A 24430-nucleotide genomic window follows, 5' to 3' on the forward strand; every position below is an offset into this window, starting at 1 on the left:
GTATGTCCGCCCAGTTTAACGACCCCGACGCTGGGCGTCATGGCGACGATTGAAGGTACTGTGCAGGAATAAAAAAAGCCGGCGCCCAGAGGGACGCCGGCATGAACGAGAGTATCAGGCCGCGACGAGTTGCCGGGCCAGGGCGACCTCGATCGAATCGCCGTCCTGGTTGAGCACATCCAGCCCCGATTCCGGGACGTCGCCGGAGGTGCTCTGCGATACCAGGATCTTCTTCGCCATCAGGGCCAAGCACGTCATCTGCGACGTGGCCGCATACCCCAGGTAGATCACCTTCACATGCTGCTTCTGGCCGATCCGCCATGACCGGCGCGCGGCTTGTTGCAACGTGTAGATGTTCCACCCCGACTGCATGAACACAATCGTGGGGAACTCCAGCAAATCCAGGCCGGTTTTCACCAGTTCCGGATTCGTGATGAGGACGTCGATCCCGCGATCGAGCTGCTCGGCAATCCAGTCTTCGCGGCGAGAGGCATCCACGCTTGCGCGCAGTACCGCCACCCGAAAACCCTCTTGCTCCAGCAACATCTTCAAACGGCTGGTGGTATCGCGCGTGCCGGTGTAGACGGAGTACACCAGGGTCTTACGACCCGCGGCTTTCTCCTCGCGGCAGATGTCGATCAGCTCACGCTCTTTCGGCATGATCTCCAGCTCGTTGAACTGGGCCGGTGTGAAGGCCAGGACCTGGCGCGTACGCGGGTGGCGCACGGTTTCTGCCCGGAAGCAGCAGTCGGACCACGCCAACAGCACATTGAGGACTACGCCCAGCAAGGTGGTATCCCGCTTGCGCAGGGCCTCCTTGAGTTCCGCCGTCAGGCTGGCGGCCAGATTGCGGTAGGCGTCGGCCTGCCCGGCATCCATGGCGACCTCCCGGAACTCTTCGTCATACGGCGGCAGCACGCCGCCGATGTCTCTGAGCTTGAGGAAGATCGTGTACGGCAGCACGCAGCGCAGTACGCCTTTCGGCCCGAACCCGGGTGCCTTGACCGTTCTGACGGTGATCTTCGAGCCTTTGGCGGTCTTGTGGGCCGGCCCGTTGCTCTCGGAATAGATGTCCTTGAGGACACCATGGTCCCTCATAAACGCCATGGCAGCGGCATTCATGCTGCCGCTGGCGCTCGGGCGGTAACCATCTTCGATCATCCTCGCGGGCAAGGCCCGGAACAGCAAATGAAAGAGATCGTCTGCATAGCCCCCCATGAGGGTACCGGTTAGCAGTACGGTCTTGCGTGCCTTGGCTGCGATGACGCCCATCGCCTGGCCCTGCGCCGATCCACCCGTTTTGTATTCATGGGCTTCATCTGCGATGAGCAAGTCGAAGGTGCTTTGCGGCAGATACCGCTTCACATATTCCGAGGGCTGATAGCCGCCTTCTCCGAAGCCGAACTCCATTGAGGACATGGCGCGTTCCATGCGCTGCGCCTGCCGGTCGGAAAACACCAACTCCCCGCGCTCGTCCATCAGGTTGATGAAGTTGTGCAGGTTGTCGCCGAGCATCGACGCCAGGAACGAATCGCCGAAGGTCTTCATCAGCTTGTTGGCCGTGGCCTCGCCGATGGTCGGGATTCTCTTCAGCGCACGCAGCACCGCCGAGGACTGATCACTGCCCGACAGGCTGCGCGGCCGCATCAGCGTCCAGAGTGCGCCGTCGCAGACATTGCACTTGCGGCGGATTTCTTCCGCCTCCAGCTCCAGAGCATTGACCGGCTCGCCGTCGAGATCAGTGACCACCGTCCCGCAGTGCGGGCAGGCGCCGACCATGCCGTAACGGGTGTGTTTGCGGACGAAGGCGGGCTTCCAGTGGAATCCCATCCGCATTCTGACCCTGCCGATGATGAAGAACTCCTGCCCTTCGGCCGGCACGTTCAACTGCTCGCGCAGCTTGATCAACTTGAGCAATGTGTCCGGGCCGTTGAGCACCCAGACTTTCGCACCGGCGACGGTTTCGAGGATCTCGCGCCGCCATTTGTAGACAAGATGGGGCGGGCTGAGGACGAGCGTGCGGCGATAGCCTTCCGCGTTGAGCACCGCCCCTAGCGCGATGCCGACGGTGGTTTTCCCCGTCCCCATCTCGCCATTGACGATGGCCGCGCGCTCGCCCTGATTGACGAGCAGTTCGGCGGCCGCATGGACGACCTCGGCCTGGGCGGGGAACAGCTGCCGCTTGAGGCTGGCGAGGACGAGCTGGCGGTTGGCGCGCGGCACACCGTTGTAAACGGGCGGGTTGGCCCGGTTGAGGGAGTCGAGTAACTCATCCCCAAACTCGGTGACGAAATCCTGCAGGCTGAAAGACAGATCGCTTTCGCTGTCCGCAGGCTTGAACAGATCGCCCGTGGCGGGCATGGAAGGTGCGGCGGGGGCCGCTTCGAGTTGCATGGTCATGGTGATGCTCCAAAAAAATGGGGCATGCACCGCCCCCAGGGGCGATGGATGCCCCTGGGGGTGAAGGTGAGTGGACGGCGCGCAGCCGCCCGGAAATCAATACTCGCTGGGTAACAACAGCGTCGTGACGCTGCGGTCCCACTCAGTGATGATCCAGAGTTTCAGATCGGGATCGACCTGGTACGAAGAGAGCAACCGGGCCTCGCCCGATGCCAGCGCGGCATCGTTCGATCGCCGATCGTCCTCGTCGAGGTCGCCCCAGTCGCCGCTGAGGTGGCGGCGAAGGTACGGGCTCGGGTTGAGCCGTCCCTGTTCGACCAGATTGGCCACGCCGACGGTCATGACCGTCGCGCCCGGCGAGAAGCGCAGATTGGGGGCCGTGCTGATGGACATTACAGTTGCCATGGTGATAGCTCCTTCGATGAAAGAAAGGGTCATGGCGTCCCCATCGGGGCGACATGACCCCGGTGGGTGGATGAAATGGGCTGGTGCTAGATCGAGGACTGCTCTTCGGGCAGTTGGACCACGGTGGTGCGGTGATCCTCGCTGGTCATCACGATCAGCAGCAGCTGCGGCGTGATCCTGTAGCGAGAGATCATGGGATTGTCCTGGTCGAGTGCCACATCATTGACCTGGCGGGTGGTCTCGTCGACATCGCCCCAATCGCCGCGCACATGGCGCTGCACATAAGGCAAGGGATCAATGAGGCCTTTGCTGGCCAACCAGTGCACCTTCTCGCTCAGCCTCAGCGAACCGAGGGCGAACAACGGACGGGCTTGCGGCTCGCGCCGCGCGAACAAACGCGAAAGCATGGGAGTTCTCCTTCTGGTGGATGAATGAAGCAAGGCGGCGAGCCGCCCGATGCGATCAGTGGATGGTGAGAATCCGGTCGAGGGTGGCCGAGTCCGGGGACAAGTCCCAGGCACGAATCACGGGGACAAACTTGTCGGTGAGGATGCGTGTCTCTGCGATTGAACCGTCATCGCGCTCGCGATATTCGGTGGTCGTCGCCTTCTGCTTGTAGGTGTCGCCTTTCACGGCCAGGGTGCGGCCGTTCTTCGACTGCACGACACCGGAGATCGCGCCGGCCGCGAGGGCCAGTGCCAGGTGCCACTGGGACAATGCGCGCGCCGGGCGGCGCAAGGACTGCTGGGCGGCGCCCAGATGGGTCTCGAACGACGGCCACAGGCCATGCAGGCGCTGCACTTCGTCGGCGAACTGCGCCGGCTCCATGCTCAGACGGTAGAAGTGCTCCGGCTCGTGCTGGGCGACGGGGACCACGTACGGAAGCGACGGCCACGTGGGTGGCAGTTCCTCCGCTTCCAGGTCGCCTTGCCCGATCTGCAACAGGCGGGCACGGGCGTTCTTGACCTCATCGCCCACCAGCTCGCGCTGGCGGGCCCGGCGACCGAACACGACGACTTGCTTGAACTGCGTATCCACCGCACGGTAGATGCGCAGATCGGCGAAGTGCCGCGTGAGCCAGCCGACCAACTCCTGGTCGAGCACGTAGTGCGGGACGATGAAAACCAGGATGCCGTCGTACTGCAGCAGTTGCAGCGTCCGCTGGTAGAACAACTTTTCCAGCCGTGCGCGGCCCTTGCCGTCGTAGCCGATGTTGCCGTTCGCATCTTTGGACAGATCCCCGTATGGCGGGTTGAGCCACAGCAAACCGAAGCTCTGGCGTGCGATCAGGGTGTCCATGAGGTCGCCCTGGATGCAGTGATCGACGAGCAGACGCGCATGGTTGGCGCGCTCCGGGTCGAACTCCACCGCATAGGCGGTGACCTGGTCACGCCCGAGGGCATGCGCAGCCTCCGCGATGGCGACGCCTTCGCCTGCACAAGGATCGAGGATGCACATCGGCCCGTCGCCGGACGCCAGTGCGCTGAGCGCTCTTTCGAGCGTGGGTTCGTCGGTCGGAAAGTAGCCGGCCTTGACGAAATTGCGGGCGAGCCGCGGGAACATGAGTGCCATAAGAAATCTCCTGTAGCGGGGATGAAGGAAAGCGGGTGCGCGCCGGTCGCACGCACCTGCCGTGGGTCAGGCCACCGCTTCCAGCGACCCTTGGGTGGTCGCCGGCTGCGGGAGCGGATGGGCGGTCAGTACGCCCTGGCGGATCAGGCTGCTCAGTGCTTCGGTGAGCGCTGGCACATCCAGCCCCAGACGAAATCCACGCAGCGGCCCGAGGGCCGTCGGCAGGTCGCGGAGCATGTCGCGGTCTCGCAGCAGTGCCAGCACCGTCCCTTGCCAGTGATCCAGCAAGGGCAGCGGGCACGTCTCCTTGACGAGCAGCCAGAGGCGCGACGTAGGATCGGCCGCCGCGCGCGGCAACAGTGCGAGCGCGCTGGTGGTGGCCTTGTCCGGCCGGATGCAGCGCCGATCGAACAGCCAGAGATTGACGAGCGACCCGAACAGGGTGCGGCGATAGCTGCGGGTCAAGCGCTTTTCCAGACGCTCGACCGAGGGAACGAACACGGGCACGGAGCCGCCCTGGTCGGTGACGAGATGGAACTGGTCCAGTCCATCCTCGTCGCGGCCCAAGGTGAGCCGGGCGAGAAACTGCTGGATCGCGGTGTCCCGCGCCCAGACCGATAGAAAGACCAGATCGCCGTCTTCGCCGCAGACGCAAGCATCGGCCATCACGTCGCCGCATTCGTCGATGCGGTACAGCAACTGTGGGGATGAAGGTGCAGACATGGTGGAGTCCTCAATGAAGTCAGGGGCACCACCACCCGCAGGGGCAGTGAATGCCCCGTTAGGGATGAAAGAACGCGGACTACTCAGAGTTCACGTTCGGTGAACGAACCGTCGGCCTGATGCTTGACTACGCGGTTGCCGACATTTCTCTCAGCGTCGTGCTGGACCTCGATGAACAGGCTTTCCGGCACAAGGATCTGAAAATGACGTAAGACCTCACGGTAGTAGTCCAGGTCATGGTTGAACGGATCGCTCTCGTGCAGATTGCTGTACAAGAAGTCGTCGCTCTCGACCTTCATGGTGTCGTCGATCAACTCGGTTGGCTTCTCGATGACCAAGAAGAAGTAGTTCATCGGCCGATCCCAGCCGAGTAGTACGGTGACGGGAAATCCTTTGTGGAATGTGTCGAAGTAGTGCCGACTCATGGTGAAGCTCCTCGATTGAAATAGCCGGGAACCTCCCCATCGGGGTCGCCCCGGCGGGTGGATGAAATGCCGCGGATGCGGCAGGACGATCAGGCAGCCTGCGGTTCGGGTGCGAGTTGCAGGTTCCATTGCTGGGCCGTGGCGTCGAAGGCATAGCCCAACTGGTTGAGCCGCGCGATCTGCAGACGTAGGGTGCGGCGATCGATGGTCGAGTCGAGTTTCACCGACTCTTCCAACGGCCAGAGAATGCCGAACAGCGCCGCGTCGTCGCTCTCGGGACCACCCGAAGCGGCCACGGTGGCGGACGGCGTATCGACGCCGAATGGCGTGGTATCGACCAGCGGGTCTTTCGATGCCTGCACGGGCGCGGGCTCCGGCTTGGACCGGGACTTGGATTTCTCGGCTGCTGCCGGCGTTGTCGCCGGTGGCGTGCCCAGCTCTTCATCGAGCGGATCGACGTCCTGTGCGGCGAAGGCGCGAGCCTCGGCCTTGCTCAGCTTGTCGATGCCCGACAGGGTCATGCCGTCCAGGTTGGCGCGGATTTCAAAGCGCATGCCATCGCCAACCGGATAGGCCTTCGGATAGATGTAGCGGATGACGAACTCACCCTCGTACTTCCCTTCGGGGTACTGCTCCAGTTCCGGGTCTTTCACATGGAACAGTCCAAGGCGGGTCGTGAGGCGACCGACCGTGAACCGTCCGTTGCGGCCCGGGATGGTGCGGATGGCGAGTTGGCCGCGGACGATGAGGGGCGGATCGGATTGAACGGCTGCTGTAGCCATGGCGTATCTCCTTGTGATGAATGGAACCGTCTTGCGCGGCGCGCAACGGGTCAGGAAGAAAATGGACCCGCCCTGACGGGCGAGGTCCGAGTAGTGGCTCAGGACTTCAACTGGCGCATGCCTTCGGCGAGCATCCAGAGGGCGCGGTTCAGGCGCAGGTTCTGATCGATACCCTGTACAGGGCGGGTACGCTGGCGGCGGCCGTTCGCAGTGCGTCCGGTCAGCCCTCCCTTGACGAGGTTTTCCTGGACGCGGTTGAAGATCGACCAGAGGTCGCTCTTGCGATCGTCCCAGCGTCTGGGAACCAACAACTGACTCTCCGTGACAGGCGCGGGCTTGTCCGGATCGTCGTACTTGAGCGCCAGGGCCGAACGGGCGAAAACGTCGTCCTCCCCAGCCTCCAGCGTGATCGCGCGCATGCTCTCGCGCGCTTCCTGCACCCGCTCGAAGCCTTTCAGGACTTCGTAGGCACCTTCGATGACCTGGCCCGCGACATCGCCCTTGTGAGGCACGCGGATGTCCGCGAACGTGTCGCCGCAGACCAGCCCGTTCTGGCAGACGAATCGAAACTGACCTGCCAGCATCTGATAGCTGCTGGTGCCATCGTGCGAGTTCAACAAGATGATCTCGTTGGCTTCGTCGCCATTGATCTGGCTGGCGTGGCGAAGGCGGATCAGGTGTTTGGTGTACTCGCGGCGGTCCTCGTTGCGGACACGTGTTTGGCACACCATGAAGGGCAGGAATCCCTCCTGACGAAGTTCCGACAGCACGGTGGCCGTCGGGATGTAGCTGTACCGCTGGGAACGGCTTTCGTGCGGTGTTTCCGCAAAGATCGACGGCACCACGGCGCGAATCTGGTCGTCCAACAGAGGACGGTCCGAGCGCAGTACCGGTGAGCGCGGTGCGAAACGGGATGCGAGAGACATGGCATTCTCCTGGGATTGTTATGCAGCCGAATCCGCACGGTGCGGAACGGACTGCGGGGATGAAAAGACGAACGCCCACGCGCCACGTCAGTGGCCTGCAGGCAGGTTGGGGATAAGAAGCAAGACCCCGGAATGGGGCCTTGCGGGGGTGGATCAGAAGGAAGCCGCGAGTGCGGGTTCCTCGGCCTCGGGTGCCGGCACGGGTTCGTCCTGAACGGACTCGGCGGTCGGCGCCTCGACGGTGCCATCGGCGGTATCCGCATCCTCGGTCGCCGCAGCGTCCTCGGAAACGGGCGCCGGTGCGGCGGCCGGAAAGACCTGCTGGCCATCGATCTTGATCAGGCCGATGTGGATCAGCTTGGATTCCAGGCTCGCCGCCGGTTCGCCGGCACGCTCGCCCTTGGTGCGGAGGTACGCATCGGCCTTCATGTCGTTGAGACGGAAGGCGATCAGCACCTTGCGCTCGGCCTCGATGGCCTGTACGCAGCGGCGCACCAGATGCTGGGCGTCCGCAGTGGCGACGATGGTGTTGATGTACCGGTAATCCGGCTCATCGACCGGGCCGGCCAGCGCCCCGATGGAGCACGACAGGAACGGATCGCCATCCTTCGGCGTAACCTCGCGCGGACGGTTGAGATAACCGATACCCCGGGTGATCAGCTCGTACTGCTTGATCTGCGCCAGTTCGGCACGATCGATCAGTTCGGCTTTCAACAGTCGGCCCTTGAGACTGGCTGCCGGATCGCCCTTGCGGTCACCACTGGTACGGATGAAAGCATCGGCCCAGAGATCGCCGAGCCGGAACTTGACCAGCGGACGCTGCCTCGGGTCATCGACGCCGATGTAACCCTCGACCAATTTCTTGGCGTCGGCACCGGAGACTTTGACGTCGAAGTAGCGGGTGACGGGGTCTTTGGCGGATCCGACGAGTGCGGCGACAGTGCAAGCCAGGAACGGCTGCGCACGGCGGCCACCACGGACAGGAACCTCCCGGACACGCTGCAAGCGGGCGTAGCCCTCGGTGTGAAGATCGAAGTAGCTCTTCGCGTTGGAAGTCGTATTGGTCATGGTGAATCTCCAATGGGAATGAAGCGGAGACACACCGGACCCGACTGCGCGGGGGGGTGCGTAACCCCGCGGTGGGTTGATAAGGCGAATGGACTAGGAAGGTGCATCCACCACCGGCAAGCCGATGGTCGTTCGCACGGAGGGATGCGTTGCGAACTGGCTCGGTCACGCGGCGGGTGCCGCGCCGCAACCTCGAAGACCGATGGTTGCCTGGCATGTCGCTGACAACGTCAGCAAGCATGGGGCAAGCCTCACACCGCGCGGCTTCGCACACCATCGGGAATGAGTACTGTCGCCTGACCGCATTCAATCGCCGCAATAGCAGCCGATGGTCTCTTCGGCAGGGTCAAACAGGTCGTCCTGGCGTTCGGTAAAACAGGCCAGCTAAGTGCGCACTCGCGGCGGAACCGGGGGGCTGAGGCAGGTTCAGTGTTCTGCCGACACGGTCATGAGATATTTCCCAGCAGATAGGCACAGCCCCGGAAGCTGGCGCGAGGCCAGTTTCCGGGGCAAGTGCCGTGGTGGATGAATGCTCCGACAAGGCGGTGCGGAAAGGACGAAATGCCGCCGACGGACTCAGCCGCTTCGCGCAGTCATGCGGATACCGCCCGCGGCTTGCGCCGTGCGGGCTTCTGCACGGTGCTGACGCGAATCTGGCGCCAACTGCCATCGTCGATCAGGCGTTCCAACGTGTTGCCGAGGTCATCGAAGAACACCTCATCCACGCGCTCCACCAGCTCACCGTCGCGGTGCAGTTCCACCGCATAGAGATCGTCGCCTCGTTCGTACAGCACGGTGACGCGCCCCTGGAACTTCGCAGTGACCACGTTGAAACTGATGGCCGGCGGCGTGGCGATGATGTCCTTGGGCAGTGGATCGACCCAAGTGAAGTCGCACGCGCCAGCATCGACCAACAGGTGCGTGATGCGCCGGTAGCCGTCGGGCGCCGGCAGCGTTTCCAACTGCTCGATGAGTTGCTGCAGTTCCAGGCAGCGCGGCTGCGGGACCGGCAGTTTCGCCGGAGCCGAACCGAGCACGAACGTCTGCAGCTTGTAGGGCTGGCCGTCGTGGGTGTACTCGGTGCGTTCCTCGGGGGTATCCGCCCGCAAGCCGTCGAAGCGGCGTCTGGCATAAGGCTCGACCTGTACCTTGGCACCTTCGTCGGGTTCCTCGGTCACGCGCGACCGGTCGAGCACCATGAACTGGGTGCGTCCGGTCTTGACGACAATGGCCTCGTCTGTGCTCGCGATGACCTTGCCTTCAAAAGGCTTGGGATCGATATGGAAGCCCATCGTCGATACCTTGGGCTCACCGTCGAAGATGACGAACTTGAAGCCGCGGGCATTGGACGGCACATGGCCGGAAACCAGCGTCGGGAGTTGTTGACGAATGAGTTGATGGTCCATGGGAAATCTCCAGAAAAAAGGGACTTCCCGGCCACAGGGGACGGGTTGTCCCAAGTGGGTGGATTGGATGGACGCGGTGCGTCCGGAAGAGGATGAAAGCCAGCACGCGATCGGCATGCCGCGGTCTCGATGGCCTTGACCGCCTGGGATGTTGCCGGCTACGCCAGCGAACATGGCAGCAGGATGGCAGAGCCTGGCCGGCCCGGCCTGCGATAAACCGAACCGGCCTGCACCGCATTCCCGAGGCAGAAAAAAGCCCCTCATCGGAGGGGCTCGGGGGGACATGACTGGTCAGGTGTCCACAGAGGGGGTGTCGTCCTCTTCCTCGAAGACGGTCAGACCGTCCAGCTCGTTGGCATCAGCATCGAATACCAGCACCCTGACGTCAGCCTGTCCGGCCAGCGCCAGTACGTCGGCCAGATCCTCGGGCATGCCCTTGGACAGGTGCTCCCGGCGCAGTTGCTCGGCGGTGATGCCTTCGACGTGCATCAGGTTCTCATCCGTCCAGGGTGTGGCGATCAGCTTGACGCCGATGGCTGGGCTGTACGGGATGCGAAAGGCGACGAACAGGAACCCGCTCGGTGTGGCGATATCCGCCAGTTCGCACAGGTAGCGGCCCGATGCTTCGGTGATGTGGGCCGTGCTGATCTCCCAGGCACGGCTGTAGAAGCCCGTCTCGAACTGCAGATTGCGCACCACCGCTTGGGCATATTCCAGTGTGTAGCTGTCGCCCACATGGATGAAGCCTCTATCGAGGGTTCGGCCATAGATGCTGTGGTACACGGCCTGCACGGCGCCGCTGCCGCCGCACAAGGCATCGAGTTCGGCGGGCACCGTTTGGCCTTCGGTGATCAGCACGAAATCATCGTTGAAGATGCACGCTTGGTACGCCACCTTGTCATCGGGTAGATGAGCCTGCGATGGATGCAGCGGCAGAAAGGTTTGCGGGTGGCGCTCGTCGTAGCTGATGACGGCAAGGCGCCGAATCTCGAAACCGTAGTAGCCGCGGGCGAAAGGATTGGATGAATGGTCCATGGTTTGATTCTCCGGTGAGGGGTGACGCAGGGCCAACCCCCACCGGGGATCGACCCAGTGGGAAAGGAAGTGGTGCCGGCAGGCGGCACCGGTATGGATCAAGCGTCGTATCGCGGCCTGTCAGCTCAACAGCTCGGACAGGCGGTGTTGCAATTGCCGGCGCTGCGTTTCGTCGGTGATGCCGGCGAGCAGGCGTTGTGTTTCCCGGGCGAACAGATTGGCAGCAGCCTCCAGGTTCTGAATCAGAAGGGCTTGCCGGATACGGTTGCCGAGATCGAGCACCTGACCGGAGGCACCGAAGACCGAGAACTCGCGGCTGATGAAAGAACCGTCACCGCCGAAGTTGAAGAGGCGTGGTTTGCTGCAATACCAGCAACCCTCGAAGCGAATCTCCTTGAGGCCGTGACCATCGTCGAGTCGCGTGGCGATCAGGAACAGCGCGTCGAGATCCGAGTCGTCCTCGAAACGATGGTGTTCGATCAGGTGCTGCAGATCTTCGTCCTGGTCGGTGCCGAAATGCCTGGAAAGCACGGCCAGAACGTCGTCCATCGTGGGAGGGCCCTCGCTGGGCACGGACAGCCCCAGCGACTGGGCCAGTGCAACGAGGTCTTCGCAGACATCGTCCCAATGCGCGCCGCTGTCTTCGGCAATCTGGGCGATGTAGACCTCGCCGTCGCCGGGGTATGAGGCATCCAGCTTCAAACCGCCGAACAGCGCGGTAATCACCGGGGTGACTTGGTCGAGAACGAGGACGCCGGTGGCGTCGTAGTAGTTGTTTGCCATGGGGTGGCTCCTGGTTGGTGATGCGGAGCCAGCCCCTGCGGACATGGCATCCGCGGGGATGAACCCGAAACCGTGGCTTCGGGCAAAGGTGGAAAAGCGCTATTCGCCGAAGTCGGTGGGGTCGCCCAGAGACTTCAGCAGTTCGATCAGGCCGCAGTTGGCCAAGACGTAGAGCGCGTTGTAGTCGTCGCCCGTCGGTGCCTGCTCGCTGGTGTTGATCCGGGCATCCAGATCGAGGACGTTCTGCCGCACCCGGCGGGCGATCGCCAGCGGTTTGGGTGTGTCATCCAGGACGGGCTCGCCCAGTGCGGCAAGCACAACCCGTGGTGACAGCGCGTCCGGCAAGGACTCGAACACCGTGGGGGTGTCGCTGCGGCACAGGGCTTCGGCTTCGGAGTTGCCGATGTCGAAGCAGACGATTTCGTCGTCGGCCGCGCCTTCGGTGTCGTAGTCCACTACCGCGAATGGCGGCAGCGGCAGATGATCGGGCCAGTCCTGCACGACGATGGCCTGCACCAGGCCTCCTTCGAGGACGACGGCAAAGGACGGATTTCGGGACATGGGTCGCTCCTGTGGGAAGAATGGAGGGACACCGCCCCGAAGGGACGGATGTCCCTCGCTGGGGGTTGAGAAAATGGCGGTGGTCGGTCGTTCGGACCTACCAGCCGCTGTAGTTGAGTACCAGATCGGCGATCACCTGACGCCGCTCCAGATCCAGGCCACCGAGGTCGGAAAGCCCCTCGAAGCCGCAGCGCTTGAGCATCGCGGCGCCCTCGCGCGAGTTGTAGAAGCTCACCATCGCGGACAGGAACATGCGCTGTCCGCCGCTCAAAACGCCCAGGGCGTCGTTGAGTTCCAGCAGGTTCGGACGCAAGTCCCACTTGCTGGCGGCACGGCGCAGGCCTTCGCGGGTGCCATCGCCAAACCACTCGGGCCCGGCGATTTCCGCACCGCGTTTCCAAGCCTTGAAAAAGGCCTCGGGCGCACGCTCGAAATGGCGCGTTTCACGCATGATCTGATCGACGACGTCGGTTGGTAGAAGCTGATTCATGACGGTCTCCTCATGGATGGGGATCAAGGGGTGGGCAGCTGGGTCCAGCCGCCTCGGTCGAGGGCTCGCTGGGCTGCCGCCGAACTGCGGAAGTACTCGGCCGACTCGCGGGAGACGGGGCCTTCGATGTCGCGCGTACCGATGTAGTGGCCGGCGGCGCTGTGAAGCACTTGGAGCGGCAGGTGTTTGCCGGCGTAGATCAGGGCCAAGTGGCCGAACGAGGCTTGCTGGGACATGGCGGAGCTCCTTTCAGGAAGCAGGATCGCCATGGCCCTGGACGGGATGGCTGCTCCCGCTGGCGGTGGATGAATCGGCATCGGCGCCGTGAGGGCGCGCGTCCGCGGACTCGATGCGATGGCGGACTGGTGTGGGTCGCACGGGAGGGGAATCCCGCGGCAGCCTGAAACCCTGGCTGCTGGCATGGTGCTGACGAGGTCAGCGACGCATGCCGACAGCTTCCGCCGGCGCTAGGCCGGCGTCATGCGCAAATGGGAATCCGAGGCGTCCCGATTGATGGACGAAAAAAAGCCCCGCAATCCAGACTGTGTGAAAACCTGGCAGTCCCGGCCGGTGTTCTAGAAAATGCCCGTATCACGCGATACGGGCATTTTTGTTTATGCAGTACATCCAAGGTGAAGCGCGCAGCCAGGGCAGTCTGTTTCCACAGTCGCTGGACGAGCTGGTGCCGGAAGATCATTTGGTGCGCGTGATCGAAGCCTATGTGGCGCGCCTGGATTTGCGCGTGCTGGGCTTCAGCAAGGTGCAGGCCCGGCAAACCGGGCGACCGTCCTACGATCCGGCCGATCTGCTCAAGCTCTATCTGTATGGCTACTTCCAGCGCATCCGCTCATCCCGGCGGCTGGAGGCCGAGTGCCAGCGCAATGTCGAAGTGATGTGGCTGTTGGGACGCCTGGCTCCGGACTTCAAGACCATCGCTGATTTTCGCAAGGACAACGGTGCAGCATTCGCGGCGACCTGTCGGGCCTTTGTGCAGTTCTGCCGCCAGGTCGGCCTGATCGCCGGCCAGTTGGTGGCCATCGACGGCAGCAAGTTCCAAGCCGTCGCCTCGGCGCGCAAGCAGCTGAGCCTCAAGCAACTCAAGCGCCAGCAGGAGCGGCTGGAGAAGCACATCACCGACTACCTGGCGCAGCTGGAGGCTGCGGATCGGGCTGAAGCCGACGAGGCGATCGATCGTTCGGCGGTCAAGGCAGCCCTGCAACGGTTGCAGGGCAAGCATGCCGACAATCTGACCAGTCAGGCGCTGCTGGAGGCGCAGCAGCTGGAACAGTTCGTGATCGGCGAGGCGGACGCCAAGCTGATGCGCACCCACCTGGGGCCTCGAGTAGCCTACAACGTGCAAAGCGCTGTGGACGCGGAGCACTGCCTGATCCTGCACCACGAGGTCACTCAGGATGGCAACGACACCCAGCAGCTCGAACCCATGGCCAAGGCAACTCAAGCCGTGCTGCAACAGGTCAAGTTGGAGGTGGTCGCCGATGCCGGCTACTCCAACGGTGCGCAGTTCCAGGCGTGTGAGGAGGCGGGTATTACGGCCTATGTGCCGCCCAACCGCGCGACCAATAATCGCAGTGATGACGTCGACCTCTTCGAGCGAGGCGACTTCACTTACGATGCAGAGAACGATCAGTACCAGTGCCCGGCGGGCAAGTTGCTGAGCCTCAAGCAATGGAATCGAGGGGATCGCATCTACCAGGCAGCGATCAGCGACTGCAACAGTTGCCCACTGAAAGCGCGCTGCACCCAGGCCAAGCGCCGCTACGTCTCACGGCATGCCCATGAAGCCGCCTTCGAGCGCATGGAACAGCGGATGCAGGCACATCCAGAGATGATGGTCAGCCGAAGGTCGATCGTTGAGCACCCCTTCGGCAACCTCAAGCAGTGGTTATTCGGCAATGGCCGCTTCCTGCTTCGCCAGCTGAAGGGTGCAAGGACGGAAATGGCCCTGGCGGTACAAGCCTACAACCTCAAAAGAGCGATCAATGTACTCGGTGCAGGCCAGCTGATCGCGTTGATGGGCTGAAAAGCGTGTTTTCGCCTTTCGTCCGCGCAAAAGCAAACGCCCCGAACGAGCCGGGGCGTTTGCTTAACCCGCCATCAGTGCGTTTTCACACAGTCTGAATCGCGGGGCTGTGGAGGCTCGGGAAGCCTTGGGGATCAGGACGATTCGCCGCCCAGTACATGCTGCTTCCACAAGGCGAAAGCCTCATCCGGCGGCAGCTCGGCCAGAATGATGATGGGTGTTTCCTGCCGTGCGCGCAGCGCCGCAAAGTACCCGGCGCGGTCGGCGATGGCCTTGAGCTTGATGCCTTTCAGGAACAGCAGCTTGCCGTCCCTGATGAACAGCACCTTGTTGGCGATGTCGCGGGTGTAGGCGGTGCGTAGCTTGCGTTCGGCATGCTGTGCTTCAGCCAGATGATCGACCAGATAGTCGAGCGTGATGTCGATGACCAGCGGGTCGTCGTCCTCGCCGGAGATGCCGCCTTCCAGCATGTCGGGGGGCAGGCTCCTGGCGAAGGCTTCGGCCTCGGCCAGCCATGCAGCCTGGCCGTCGAGTGCGCGGATGCAGGTGGAACCGCCGTGCCCGTCGTTGCGGGCATCGGCAATGGCAACGCCATCGAACAGCACGGTGGCAGTGAAGCACAGCGTCTCTTCGCTGGCGAAATCTGCGACCTTGAGGTGTATCAGGGTGATGCGGTCTTGCGTGGTGATGGTTTCCATGGACATTCCTTGAGATCAGTCGGGAAACGCCACGCCCCTGCGGGACGAAGCGCTCATCCCGTAGGTTGGAGAAAGAGGCATCGATGCCCGCATGGGCAGCGTTCGCCCGAGCGATGCGACGGCGAACTGGCGGGTGGCATGGAGCAAGCTCCACGGCAGCCTGAAACCCTGGCTGCTGGCGAAGCCGACAATGTCGGCAACAGCGGATGCCAGCATCGGTTCTGGTACTGTCCGCGTCATCCGGAAACGGGAAATCAGCACAGCCGGATTCGCCCGCACCCGGTAGCGAGAACCGGTTTTTCGTCGGCCCACAAGAAGAAAAAACGCCCCCGAAATCGGGGGCGTGGAGAGATGGCACCGATCAGGCAGTGACCGCCTGCAATTTGCCGGTGTCATCGAAGACCAGGCGCACGGTGGCGCCGGCCAGCTTGGGTTGCACGCCATGGCGCAGCGCGTACGGCAGCAGCGCCTGGACCACGCGATCGGCTGATGACGAGCAGCCTACGGCGATGAAGGTTTCGATCAGGAGTGCGTCCTCGTCTTCACGATCCTCACCGTAGCGATCGTCGAACACATAGTCGCAGACCAGCCCGGTTCTGGCCCCCGCCGAGGGGGTCAGGTAGAGCGTGTATCCCTTGCGCACGGCCTCCACTGCGTACTCCACCGTCCCGAGATGGCCCTCCAGCCCGACATGCAGGGTATCGACCAATTCCAGCTCCACCTCGTAGTCGGCAAGTCCGGGATTGACCTCTCGATGCAAGGTGGTGCCGGTTCTGATGCGCACCTGCTCAGGGCTGACGACCTTGATCAGACGCTTGAGCCAGTGGCCGTCATCCAGACCGGGCTCGTCGAGTACATACGCTTTGGCCGCTTCCAGGTAGATCTCGGCGGTCGGCGCGGTTTCGTCGTCGGGCTCGATCTGCCAGACACCAAGCACTTCCAGGGCCTGTTGGGCGATCACGCCATTTCCGCCCAGATAACGCCGCCAGTATTGACGATAGCCGGCCGGCTCTTCGTCCCAGTCCCGGAACCAGGACAGAGGAACGAAGGGCACGTCGTTGAGCAGATCGGCGTTCGACGAGTTGAGGCAGACATGCGCGTAGTGCGTGACGAAGTCGCTGGCGGCAAGCGCCTGCTTCTTCTCGATCAGTGCCTCGCGGTAGGCCTGATCGACCGCAGCCTGGATACGTGGATGATCTTCCGTCTCGTTCAGCAGGTGCTGCCGATCCGGGAGCTTCGCCAGCGTGTTGTCAGGCAGCAGGACGACCTGGCGTTCCTGGCTCGTGGGCAGCCTGTCGATAGGTCGTCCGCCGATGGGCAAGCCCTGAAGAAAGCAGCGCCACTGCGTGCGCGTACCGGACAGATTGATCAAGACCTTGCCCATGGACGTCTCGCGCCAGGGCAGATCGGGCTTCGCCAACGGGCGTGGCACTTCAGCGTCGTTGAGCCAGACCGGCACCGGAAAGGCTTCGCACAGACGCTGGAGCTCGTGCTCCACCCAGGTGGGCAGATCCTGCCCGGCCTGCACCGGCTTGACGCCTTCGAGGTGGATGGCGGTGCCCTCCAGATGGAAGCCTGCGATGTCTTCCTCGATCGGCTCGCCGGCAATGATCTCGGCGGTTCGCGCGCTGAACAGTTTGTCGCGCGAATGCACCGTCAGGGTATCGGCAAAGTACAAGGCCGAGAGCACGCCGAGGCCGAAGGCGTTCTCGCGCGCCTTGAGTCGCTTGTCCCAGCCGGATTCGGCGATGAAGATCAAGGTCTGCAGGTCGGTAATGCCGATGCCATCGTCGGTGATGGTCAGGCTGTCCTGGCTCACCGTGATGTGGATCGCGCTGGCCTGGGCGCGGCGGGCGTTCTGTAACAGTTCGCCCAGCATCGAGCCATGGTTGAACGCATGGCGCAGATTGGCGATGAGGCTGTGCTGGTTGGTCTTGAGACGAAGGGTTCTCATGAGATGACTCCTTGGATAATGGTTTGCACCGGACAGGCACAGCGCTGCCCGGTGCGACGGGGCACTGAACAGGCGGATGCCGGTGGGAAGGGGAATGGGCCGGTCGGCCCGAGGGAGAAGCAGCATCGACGCCCGGGATGGGCGCGTGTCCGCGGCACGATGCGATGCGGACAAGGACGGTCGGCGCGGAGGGTCCGCGACGCAGCCTGCACGACCTTGGCTGCTGGCAACGGCTGACGAATCAGCGATGCAGGCCCGACAACGGCGCCTGCCGTTGCATGGTGTCGCTGATCAATGCGCAGTCGTGCGCCCCGCGTTGTCCAGGGTTTGCAGCAGGCGCCGGCCCAGCCAGGCCATGCACGGCACCGCCATCGAATTGCCAATCGCCTTGTAGCGCGGCGCATCGGCGGCCGGCTTGTGGTTGAGGATTCGTTCGGGTGTCTCCTGTTCGTGTGACCGAGGCGGAATTGCCGGGTCGTCATGGCGGATGCGCAGGAGAAAACACGCCGAAGGCTGGGCGCCTTCGGCTTGGAGGAGGAAACCACCCGTGTACTGGTTCAGGTTGCGGTCGTCGGTGGAACCGTTCGCTGTCTCAGCATTCACCCGGCCCTTGTCGTGGTTGGGGCCGGCATCGTCTGGCGCACATCCGCGCACAAAGGGAGCCCGTTCTTTTCACCGGTGGGCGCCGGTGTCGAATACCGCCAACCCTGAAGGGTCTCCTGATGCCTCGACCCCCATGGCAGGCAAGGCATCAGGAGACCCTTCGCAGCGGGCGGGACTGTTACTGATCGAGGGAATACGCGGTGCGTGATTCGAGGAAAAAAGGCCTTCTCGCCCCTCGCAAGGGGCGCGCACACCGCAACAGAAGGTATCGCGTGCTGGGAGCCTCGCAGGGCTGCGGGGCGGTGGTCACGTTGCCGGGGGTGGTCAACGCGACGACGGGTTCTCTGTCTTTCAGGAGGCCTTCGGGCCACCGCGGCGCTTGCGCGGCGCGGCACGCTTGCCCGATTCGATGGGCAGCGTTCCCTTGCAGTCGGGGTATTTCGCGCAGGACCAGAATGGACCGCTCTTGCCGCTGCGCTGGCGCGTGGCACCGCCACACTGCGGGCATGCTGGCCCCTCGGGAATCTTGATGGACAGCGAGGTGCCACGGTACTGCGCAATCAACTGCGTGACCCAGGCCGCCTGCTTGTCGATGAAGGTATCGAGCGCGAGCTGTCCGGTTTCGATCATGTCGAGCGCCTGTTCCCACACCGCGGTTGTGCCGGGATCGGCGATCGCGGCGGGCACGGTGTCGATGAGCGTGAAGGCGGCATCCGAGGCGCGGATGGCCCGTCCTTTCTTGATCAGGTAGCCACGGTTCAGCAGGCCGCCGATGATATTGGCGCGGGTCGCTTCGGTGCCGATGCCCACGGAATCTTTCAGCTTCTGTTTCAGGCGTGGGTCTGACACCAGTTTGGCGACGCTTTTCATCGCCTTGACCAACTCACCTTGGGTGTACGGGCGCGGCGGGAGCGTCTTGAGCGCCTTCAGATCGACCCCAGCCACCTGGCACGCCAGCCCTTGGTGTAGCGCTGGCAGCACCTGGCTGCGGGGTGCGGCGTCATCGCCGGCATCGTCGGGTTGCGGCTCGGCCAGTACCAGGCGCCAACCCGGCACGACTACGTGCTTGCCCACGGCCTGCAATGTCTGGTCGCCGCAAGAGAACCTTGCTGTCGTGCGGTCGAACTCGTGCGGCGGAAGAAATTGCGCCAGGTAGTGGGCGCGGATCAGGCGGTAGGCGGCCAGTTCCTTCTCGCTCATCGCCGACAGGTTGGCGGGTTCGAGCGTGGGGATGATGCCGTGGTGGGCCGATACCTTGGCGTCGTTCCAGGCGCGCGAGTGCTGGGTGCGGTCGAGCTGGTCGATGATCGGGCGCAGGCTCGGATCGGTCTTGAGCAGACTGTCGAGCACCGTGGGCGCTTCGGCATGCATGCTTTCGGGAAGATAGCCGGAGTCGCTACGTGGATAGGTGGTGGCCTTGTGCGTCTCGTACAGGGATTGGGCGATCTCTAGCGTCTCCTGGACATCGAGGCCGAACTGCTTGGAACACACTTCCTGCAAGGTGCCGAGATCAAACGGCAATGGCGCGCCTTCGCGCATGCGTTCGGTCTCGACCGATACCATCTGAGCAGCGCCAGCGGCGCGGATGCGCTGCACCGCCTGCTGCGCAACAGGCTCCTGCAGGCAACGGCCTGCATCGTCGGTACTGGCCGATGGCGGCAGCCACTGCGCGGTGAATGTCTGGCCTGTGCAGGACAGCGCCACTTCGATGGACCAGAACGGGACGGAGACGAAGGCCGCGATTTCACGATCGCGATCGACCACCAGTCTGAGCGTGGGGGTCTGCACGCGTCCGACCGACAGCACGCCGTCATAGCCGGCCCGGCGCCCCAGGAGGGTGAACAGGCGGCTCAGGTTCATCCCCACCAGCCAGTCCGCTCTGGAGCGCGCCAGCGCCGAGTGATACATGGGCAGCGTGTCGCCCGAAGGCTTCAGCTTGCCGAGCGCGGCATGGATCGAGGCGTCGTTCAGTGCTGACAACCACAGCCGTTGAATGGGGCCGCGATAGCCACAGAGATCGATGATCTCGCGCGCAATCAGTTCGCCTTCGCGATCGGCGTCGGTGGCGATGACCAGTTCGGTCGCCTTGCTCAGAAGGTCTTTGACGACCTTGAATTGCGCTGCGGTCTTGGGTTTGACCTCAACCCGCCAGTGCTGGGGAATAATGGGAAGTTGCTCGATCGTCCAGCGCTTGAGCTGTTCGTCATAGGCTTCCGGCGGCGCGGCTTCGACAAGGTGGCCAATGCACCACGTCACGACGACGCCGGGGCCGTTGAGGCAACCATTGCCGCGCTGCCTTGCGCCCAACAGGCGCCCGATGTCCTTGCCTTGCGAAGGTTTTTCGCAGAGAAATAGCCGCATGCCTGTCCATCCAAATCACATTGCCGATGTATCTGGGCAGCAGCATGTCTGGATGTTGCGAACCTCACCGCAAACAAGAGGAATGTGCAGGCACCCGCTTTGATCACGGAAACGGCGGCATATCCGACCGGGGGCGTTGGGCGTGCGAAGTGTTGATGTGTACTGGAGCTTCTTGCGCTGGGCGCGCGAAAACGCGGTGGATGTTGGTGGAACCTCGCTTCCCGAAGACAGGAAGACGGAGCGAGCCTCGGTAGGCTCGCCCCTGGAGATGCGCCTACTCCGACGGTGGCGGCTGCTCCGCTGATGCCGGCTTCGGGCTGAGCGTGACCGACTCGATCCGGTACGGCAGGATGCCGACGCTGCGCGCATTGATCTGCCAGGTCTCGCGCGGCTTCTCATCCTTGTCCTCCCAGGGTTCGCGCTCCATGCGGCCGATGACCAGAACGCGCATGCCTTTCTGGTACAGATCCTTCCAGTGCTCGGCATCGCGGTGCCAGATTTCGACCGGCGCCCAGAAGCCACCACGGTCCTCGAAGGTGCCGTCCTTCTTGGGCACCGGGTTGTCGAAATAGACGTTCAGGCGCAGCAGGCGACTGGGTTCGTCGTTGCCATTCGGGAACTCGCGGTACTCGGGCGGCGAGCCGATGTTGCCTTCTCCAGAAAAATGCGTGCTCATGTTGTGATCTCCGTGGTGGTTGAAATGCCCGTGCCAAGTCGGCCCCGGGCGCGTGCTGGGATGCCTGGCGCAATCACCGATCGTGCATTGCGGCGGGAATGGATTTGAGCCGGCGCAGATAAGCGTCCTCGGCCTGGGCCATCTTGCCGGCGCAGTCCTGGGCCTGCCGGCCGAGGGTATGCAGCAGACTGATCTGCATGTTCAGCGCGATGCGCTGCTGTTCCAGCGCGAGCAGATCCTCCAGCAGATTCACCGGCGTGGCCGTGGAGGCCATGACCTCCTGCCAGAGGGCGACGCCCATCGCCGAGCGGTCGTGCTTGCGCCAGCGCAGAAAGGTCGTGCCTGCGCCGGTACGCTGCTGGGCCAGTTCAATGGACAGCAGACGGAAGGGATAGCCTCGCGCCTGCGCCAGCACGCGCCGCTGCGCCAGGTCAATCAACTCATCCCTGAGCGCGTGACACCGGTTGACCCAGTCTTCGAGATCCCCTTTACCCTTAAAAGCCCTTAAAAGGCCTTTTAGATAGCCCGCCTGTTCCAACTGGATGAAGTCCGCCTGTTCCAGGGGCTGGAAGTGCCGGCGTTGGTTCGGTTCGCGTACTGTCATGCTGACTCACCCTCGTCGGATGAGGCTGCTTCGGCGGGGTCTGCCGCAGCATCCGGCTCGCTGGCTGGTTCGGTTTCGGGGGCGGTGCGCTGCTGCAGGCCACGGCGTGCGATCGGCGGCGCGAAGCGGCTGCGCCGGGTAGCTTCGAGCACGTCCTGGGGCAATTCACCGTACTTTTCCAGCGCCGCCCGTGCTGCGGCATTCTTCGCCGCGAAGTCGTCGCGCGTGGTGCCGGAATACCGGTACTGCTGCGCCAGCGAGAACAGGCTGCGCAATGAGTGCGCGCCGTCGTTGAGCCAGCGTTCGAGTGTCGAGCGATCGATCAGCGCGGTGTGGTGGGCCAGGATCAGACGTCGGGCAAGATCGTCGTAGTCCGCCAGCAGATACACCGCCATGAAGCCCAACTGCGAGGACACGAACAGCGGCAGCTTGACCGGCTGGACGTTGAGGTTCTCGCCCAGGCTCAACGCAGGCGGCACGCCGGCCAGTGCCTGGTCTACTTGCTGACGCAGGGTCTGGAGCTGTTCCTTGGTGGTGGATAGCTTGTCCTCGATGCGCAGCATCCACCAGTCCGAATAGGGGTCGTCCTGTTCGGCACCGCGCTTGAGCTTGTTCATGATGGAGACAAAGCCGTTGAGGCCGATGATGCCGGGCCTGCCTTCGGCCGGGGCGCGGCCATGCCAGATGCGGGACGCATGGTGGGTGTGCAGGGTCAGGGACATCGCGCTGCGCAGCGATCCCAGGTTCAACTGAAGGGATTCGGTGGCATTGTTCTCTTGGGCCATGGTGACGACTCTCGGTGATGAATGAGTCGTCAGCATCCGGGTTGGCCGGAAGGCCGTCAGTCATCAAACCGAACCCGCCGCTTGCCTGATTTGTCGGAGCGGCCAGCCGCGCGCATCGTTCGGAAGCACCGTTGCGATGCCGCACCGGAAGGCTGCGTGTTGCGCTATACCCGGGGTATAGGCGTCCATGGCGCTCAGTGGATGCTGCCGGGGGAGCACGGTGTGGATCAGGGCCGCTGCGGGCGGAAGGCGGTGTGTTCCGCTATACCCGGGGTATAGGCGACGGTGGAACACCTTGGACATTGCAGAGCAGCTTCCGGGCTGATGACTCTCGACGCCGTGCCGGCTCGCGGGCGTGTCAGGTCGAGCGCAACAGTTCCTGCAGGCGTGCCAGATGAGCTTTCGCGACCTCCGCATCAGCAGGTACAGCAGGCGGTGGACTTGGCTCTGGTGTCCTGTTGACTGGCGCCGCAGGCGCCTTCTGTGCAGCCCAGGTGCGAAATTCTCCCCGCAAGGCCTTCTGAATGATGCCGAACAGGTAGCCGGTGGGATTGCGGATCGTCGTGGAGGCGCAGCGTGCCTCCCATTCGTCCAGCAGGGCTTGCCGCAGATCGTGATCCACTGACTGCATCGCGGCCAGCGCGCCGTCCTGCTGCTCCGCCTTCAGCGCCAGGAAGCGCCTGGGCAACTGCAGTTGCTGACGTTCTTCTTGCGCGCGCGGTACTGTACGTACTTCTTTAATACTTTCTTTTATACGTACTGTACGGTCCGACTTCGGATTCCGAAGTGCGCCGTTTTCCGGGGTTTTCCGGCCTGCTTCGGAATCCGAAGAGAGGTTCGCCAGATTCCGAAGACGGTCGTCGGAGCCGTCTTCGGAATCGTGTTCGCCGCCGGCCTGTGGATAACTCGATGTGCCGTTCCAGCCCTGCGCTGACAGCCGCTGTGACAGAATCTCCAGGCGACTCGGCAGCACTCGGCCGCTGAGCATGGGGTCTTGCGTCAACTCCTGCAGGGTAGTCGCCCCCACGCGCTGGACGGATTTGCTGGCATGCGTCAGTGCCTGGCTGACCAACTCCAGATAATCGGCATCGAGCTGGATGGCTTCGTAAGGGGTGAGCGGTTCGTCGTGCAGGACGTAGAGGTTGCCCTGAATGCGCCCGCTTCTGGGATCGCGCCGGCGCCGCACCAGGCTGATCCAGCGCGTCAGTCGCAGCACGGTCAGCGCTCGGGCCACCGTCTCGTGCGATGCCCTCTCGGCACAAGGCATGGAGGCCAGCCAAGGCGCAAGCTGGTCGTAGGTGGGCATGGCGGTGATGCCGTCGTCCGCCAGCATCAGGCGGAACACCTGCCAGCCGTTGCGTTCGAGCGGTGTCAGGCGTCGGTCCAGCAGCAATGCACGCGGCACGCTGTCGTGTCGATTGCCACTATAGAGAAAGCCATCGGTCGGTGGTGAGACTGCAGATGGGGCCGGTGGCGGCTGTTGAGGTGCCAGTTGGCCGAGCGCCTGCTCGAACAGCTCGCCCAGCCGGACGGGGCCGCGCGTAGGATGTGGCCCATCCGTCATCAGATCAGCCCTTCATCGATCCATCCGCGCAAGGCATTCCAGATCACGGACAGAGGCAGCCCAGTGGCCTCGGCGAGATCCGCCGCGACGCCCAGCATTCCCATGTCGTCGTTGCTGTCGACTTCCTGCTCCTTCACTGTCGAGGACCAGCGCTTCCACAGGTCGGTGTCCTGTTCCTCGGTCAATACCGGATGCCGCCCCTTGCGTTTCGGCAGGCCGATGACACTGCGACGCAAGGCGATCTCCTGGTGGGTCAGGCCGAAGAATTTGCTGATCAGCTCCGTGCTGGCGCCCAGGCGCAGTAGCCGATCGATCTTCACCACCTCCTCGGTGACGTCTTCTACCTGGTGCAGCAGACGACGCAGCACATCGCGGTTGACGACTACCGAGCACCACGACACGTTGGCGTTGGCCAGCACGCTGGCCATCGCGGGATGCTTGAGGGCATCTAGATCCTTGTCGTCGAACCCCATCGACTTGGCCCGGCGCAACTGGCCGTTGCGTAGATCATGAAGTGCCTGGGCGATCACTGCCTGGTTAAGTGGGTGAGGTCCGGACATGGCTACGC

25 protein-coding genes are annotated in these 24430 nt (G+C 63.4%); 1 reads left to right on the plus strand and 24 read right to left on the minus strand.

Features of this window, described 5'->3' with window-relative positions:
• Positions 1-114 precede the first annotated feature (114 nt).
• From NPS58_RS11085 to NPS58_RS11155, 15 genes are all read right to left on the minus strand, one after another.
• Entirely contained in the window at positions 115-2400 is a 2286-nt protein-coding gene (locus NPS58_RS11085) for a helicase-related protein (RefSeq protein ID WP_015879477.1), read from the minus strand.
• Positions 2401-2496: 96 nt separating this feature from the next.
• The gene (locus NPS58_RS11090; protein WP_425313077.1) at positions 2497-2793 is read right to left on the minus strand and encodes a hypothetical protein; all 297 of its coding nucleotides are present in this window, start codon (positions 2791-2793) and stop codon (positions 2497-2499) included.
• Between the two features lie 98 nt (positions 2794-2891).
• On the minus strand, positions 2892-3212 hold the full coding sequence (locus NPS58_RS11095; protein WP_015879475.1) for a hypothetical protein: 321 nt from the start codon (positions 3210-3212) through the stop codon (positions 2892-2894).
• Positions 3213-3267: 55 nt separating this feature from the next.
• Positions 3268-4377, minus strand: a complete 1110-nt coding sequence (locus tag NPS58_RS11100; RefSeq protein WP_015879474.1) for a DUF6094 domain-containing protein — start codon at positions 4375-4377, stop codon at positions 3268-3270.
• Positions 4378-4443: 66 nt separating this feature from the next.
• Positions 4444-5100: a hypothetical protein gene (locus tag NPS58_RS11105; protein WP_003296477.1), complete on the minus strand. Its 657-nt coding sequence runs from the start codon at positions 5098-5100 to the stop codon at positions 4444-4446.
• Between the two features lie 83 nt (positions 5101-5183).
• Complete coding sequence (locus NPS58_RS11110; RefSeq protein WP_003296476.1) at positions 5184-5525, minus strand: hypothetical protein; 342 nt, start codon at positions 5523-5525, stop codon at positions 5184-5186.
• A gap of 89 nt (positions 5526-5614) precedes the next feature.
• Entirely contained in the window at positions 5615-6307 is a 693-nt protein-coding gene (locus NPS58_RS11115) for a DUF3275 family protein (RefSeq protein ID WP_003296475.1), read from the minus strand.
• A gap of 98 nt (positions 6308-6405) precedes the next feature.
• Positions 6406-7233: a DUF932 domain-containing protein gene (locus NPS58_RS11120; RefSeq protein ID WP_003296474.1), complete on the minus strand. Its 828-nt coding sequence runs from the start codon at positions 7231-7233 to the stop codon at positions 6406-6408.
• 153 nt (positions 7234-7386) lie between these two features.
• The gene (locus NPS58_RS11125) at positions 7387-8301 is read right to left on the minus strand and encodes a DUF3577 domain-containing protein (protein WP_015879473.1); all 915 of its coding nucleotides are present in this window, start codon (positions 8299-8301) and stop codon (positions 7387-7389) included.
• Between the two features lie 593 nt (positions 8302-8894).
• Positions 8895-9707, minus strand: coding sequence for a hypothetical protein (locus NPS58_RS11130; protein ID WP_003296462.1), 813 nt, complete (start codon positions 9705-9707; stop codon positions 8895-8897).
• 291 nt (positions 9708-9998) lie between these two features.
• A complete protein-coding gene (locus NPS58_RS11135) occupies positions 9999-10742 on the minus strand; it encodes a hypothetical protein (RefSeq protein ID WP_015879472.1) in 744 nt (247 codons plus the stop codon).
• Between the two features lie 120 nt (positions 10743-10862).
• Complete coding sequence (locus NPS58_RS11140; protein ID WP_003296461.1) at positions 10863-11525, minus strand: hypothetical protein; 663 nt, start codon at positions 11523-11525, stop codon at positions 10863-10865.
• Between the two features lie 99 nt (positions 11526-11624).
• The gene (locus NPS58_RS11145; RefSeq protein WP_015879471.1) at positions 11625-12086 is read right to left on the minus strand and encodes a hypothetical protein; all 462 of its coding nucleotides are present in this window, start codon (positions 12084-12086) and stop codon (positions 11625-11627) included.
• Positions 12087-12183: 97 nt separating this feature from the next.
• Positions 12184-12576 carry a hypothetical protein gene (locus NPS58_RS11150; protein ID WP_015879470.1) on the minus strand — a complete coding sequence of 131 codons (393 nt, stop codon included), beginning with the start codon at positions 12574-12576 and terminating at the stop codon, positions 12184-12186.
• Positions 12577-12599: 23 nt separating this feature from the next.
• A complete protein-coding gene (locus tag NPS58_RS11155; RefSeq protein WP_003296458.1) occupies positions 12600-12812 on the minus strand; it encodes a hypothetical protein in 213 nt (70 codons plus the stop codon).
• A gap of 380 nt (positions 12813-13192) precedes the next feature.
• Between NPS58_RS11155 and NPS58_RS11160 the strand changes: the two genes are divergently transcribed.
• The gene (locus NPS58_RS11160; RefSeq protein ID WP_222106970.1) at positions 13193-14617 is read left to right on the plus strand and encodes an IS1182 family transposase; all 1425 of its coding nucleotides are present in this window, start codon (positions 13193-13195) and stop codon (positions 14615-14617) included.
• A gap of 134 nt (positions 14618-14751) precedes the next feature.
• Here NPS58_RS11160 and NPS58_RS11165 read toward each other — a convergent pair whose 3' ends face one another.
• The 9 genes from NPS58_RS11165 to NPS58_RS11205 all read right to left on the minus strand — a co-directional run bounded on the left by NPS58_RS11165 (position 14752) and on the right by NPS58_RS11205 (position 24422).
• A complete protein-coding gene (locus NPS58_RS11165; RefSeq protein ID WP_015879469.1) occupies positions 14752-15315 on the minus strand; it encodes a hypothetical protein in 564 nt (187 codons plus the stop codon).
• A gap of 361 nt (positions 15316-15676) precedes the next feature.
• On the minus strand, positions 15677-17269 hold the full coding sequence (locus tag NPS58_RS11170) for an ATP-binding protein (protein ID WP_015879468.1): 1593 nt from the start codon (positions 17267-17269) through the stop codon (positions 15677-15679).
• 291 nt (positions 17270-17560) lie between these two features.
• On the minus strand, positions 17561-17923 hold the full coding sequence (locus NPS58_RS11175) for a hypothetical protein (RefSeq protein WP_274116556.1): 363 nt from the start codon (positions 17921-17923) through the stop codon (positions 17561-17563).
• Positions 17924-18223: 300 nt separating this feature from the next.
• Positions 18224-20233 (minus strand): DNA topoisomerase III, encoded by a 2010-nt coding sequence (locus NPS58_RS11180; RefSeq protein ID WP_015879466.1) that lies wholly within the window; start codon positions 20231-20233, stop codon positions 18224-18226.
• A gap of 274 nt (positions 20234-20507) precedes the next feature.
• Positions 20508-20909: a single-stranded DNA-binding protein gene (locus tag NPS58_RS11185; protein WP_015879465.1), complete on the minus strand. Its 402-nt coding sequence runs from the start codon at positions 20907-20909 to the stop codon at positions 20508-20510.
• Positions 20910-20982: 73 nt separating this feature from the next.
• Entirely contained in the window at positions 20983-21513 is a 531-nt protein-coding gene (locus NPS58_RS11190) for a DUF3158 family protein (protein WP_015879464.1), read from the minus strand.
• Entirely contained in the window at positions 21510-22298 is a 789-nt protein-coding gene (locus tag NPS58_RS11195; RefSeq protein WP_274115424.1) for a PFL_4669 family integrating conjugative element protein, read from the minus strand. The genes NPS58_RS11190 and NPS58_RS11195 overlap by 4 nt, the downstream gene beginning before the upstream one ends.
• A 358-nt stretch (positions 22299-22656) precedes the next feature.
• The gene (locus NPS58_RS11200) at positions 22657-23862 is read right to left on the minus strand and encodes an STY4528 family pathogenicity island replication protein (protein ID WP_015879463.1); all 1206 of its coding nucleotides are present in this window, start codon (positions 23860-23862) and stop codon (positions 22657-22659) included.
• Positions 23862-24422: a DUF2857 domain-containing protein gene (locus tag NPS58_RS11205; RefSeq protein WP_015879462.1), complete on the minus strand. Its 561-nt coding sequence runs from the start codon at positions 24420-24422 to the stop codon at positions 23862-23864. The genes NPS58_RS11200 and NPS58_RS11205 overlap by 1 nt, the downstream gene beginning before the upstream one ends.
• Positions 24423-24430 lie beyond the last annotated feature (8 nt).

It is taken from the genome of Pseudomonas putida, assembly GCF_028682455.1.
GTDB lineage: Bacteria > Pseudomonadota > Gammaproteobacteria > Pseudomonadales > Pseudomonadaceae > Aquipseudomonas > Aquipseudomonas putida_AA.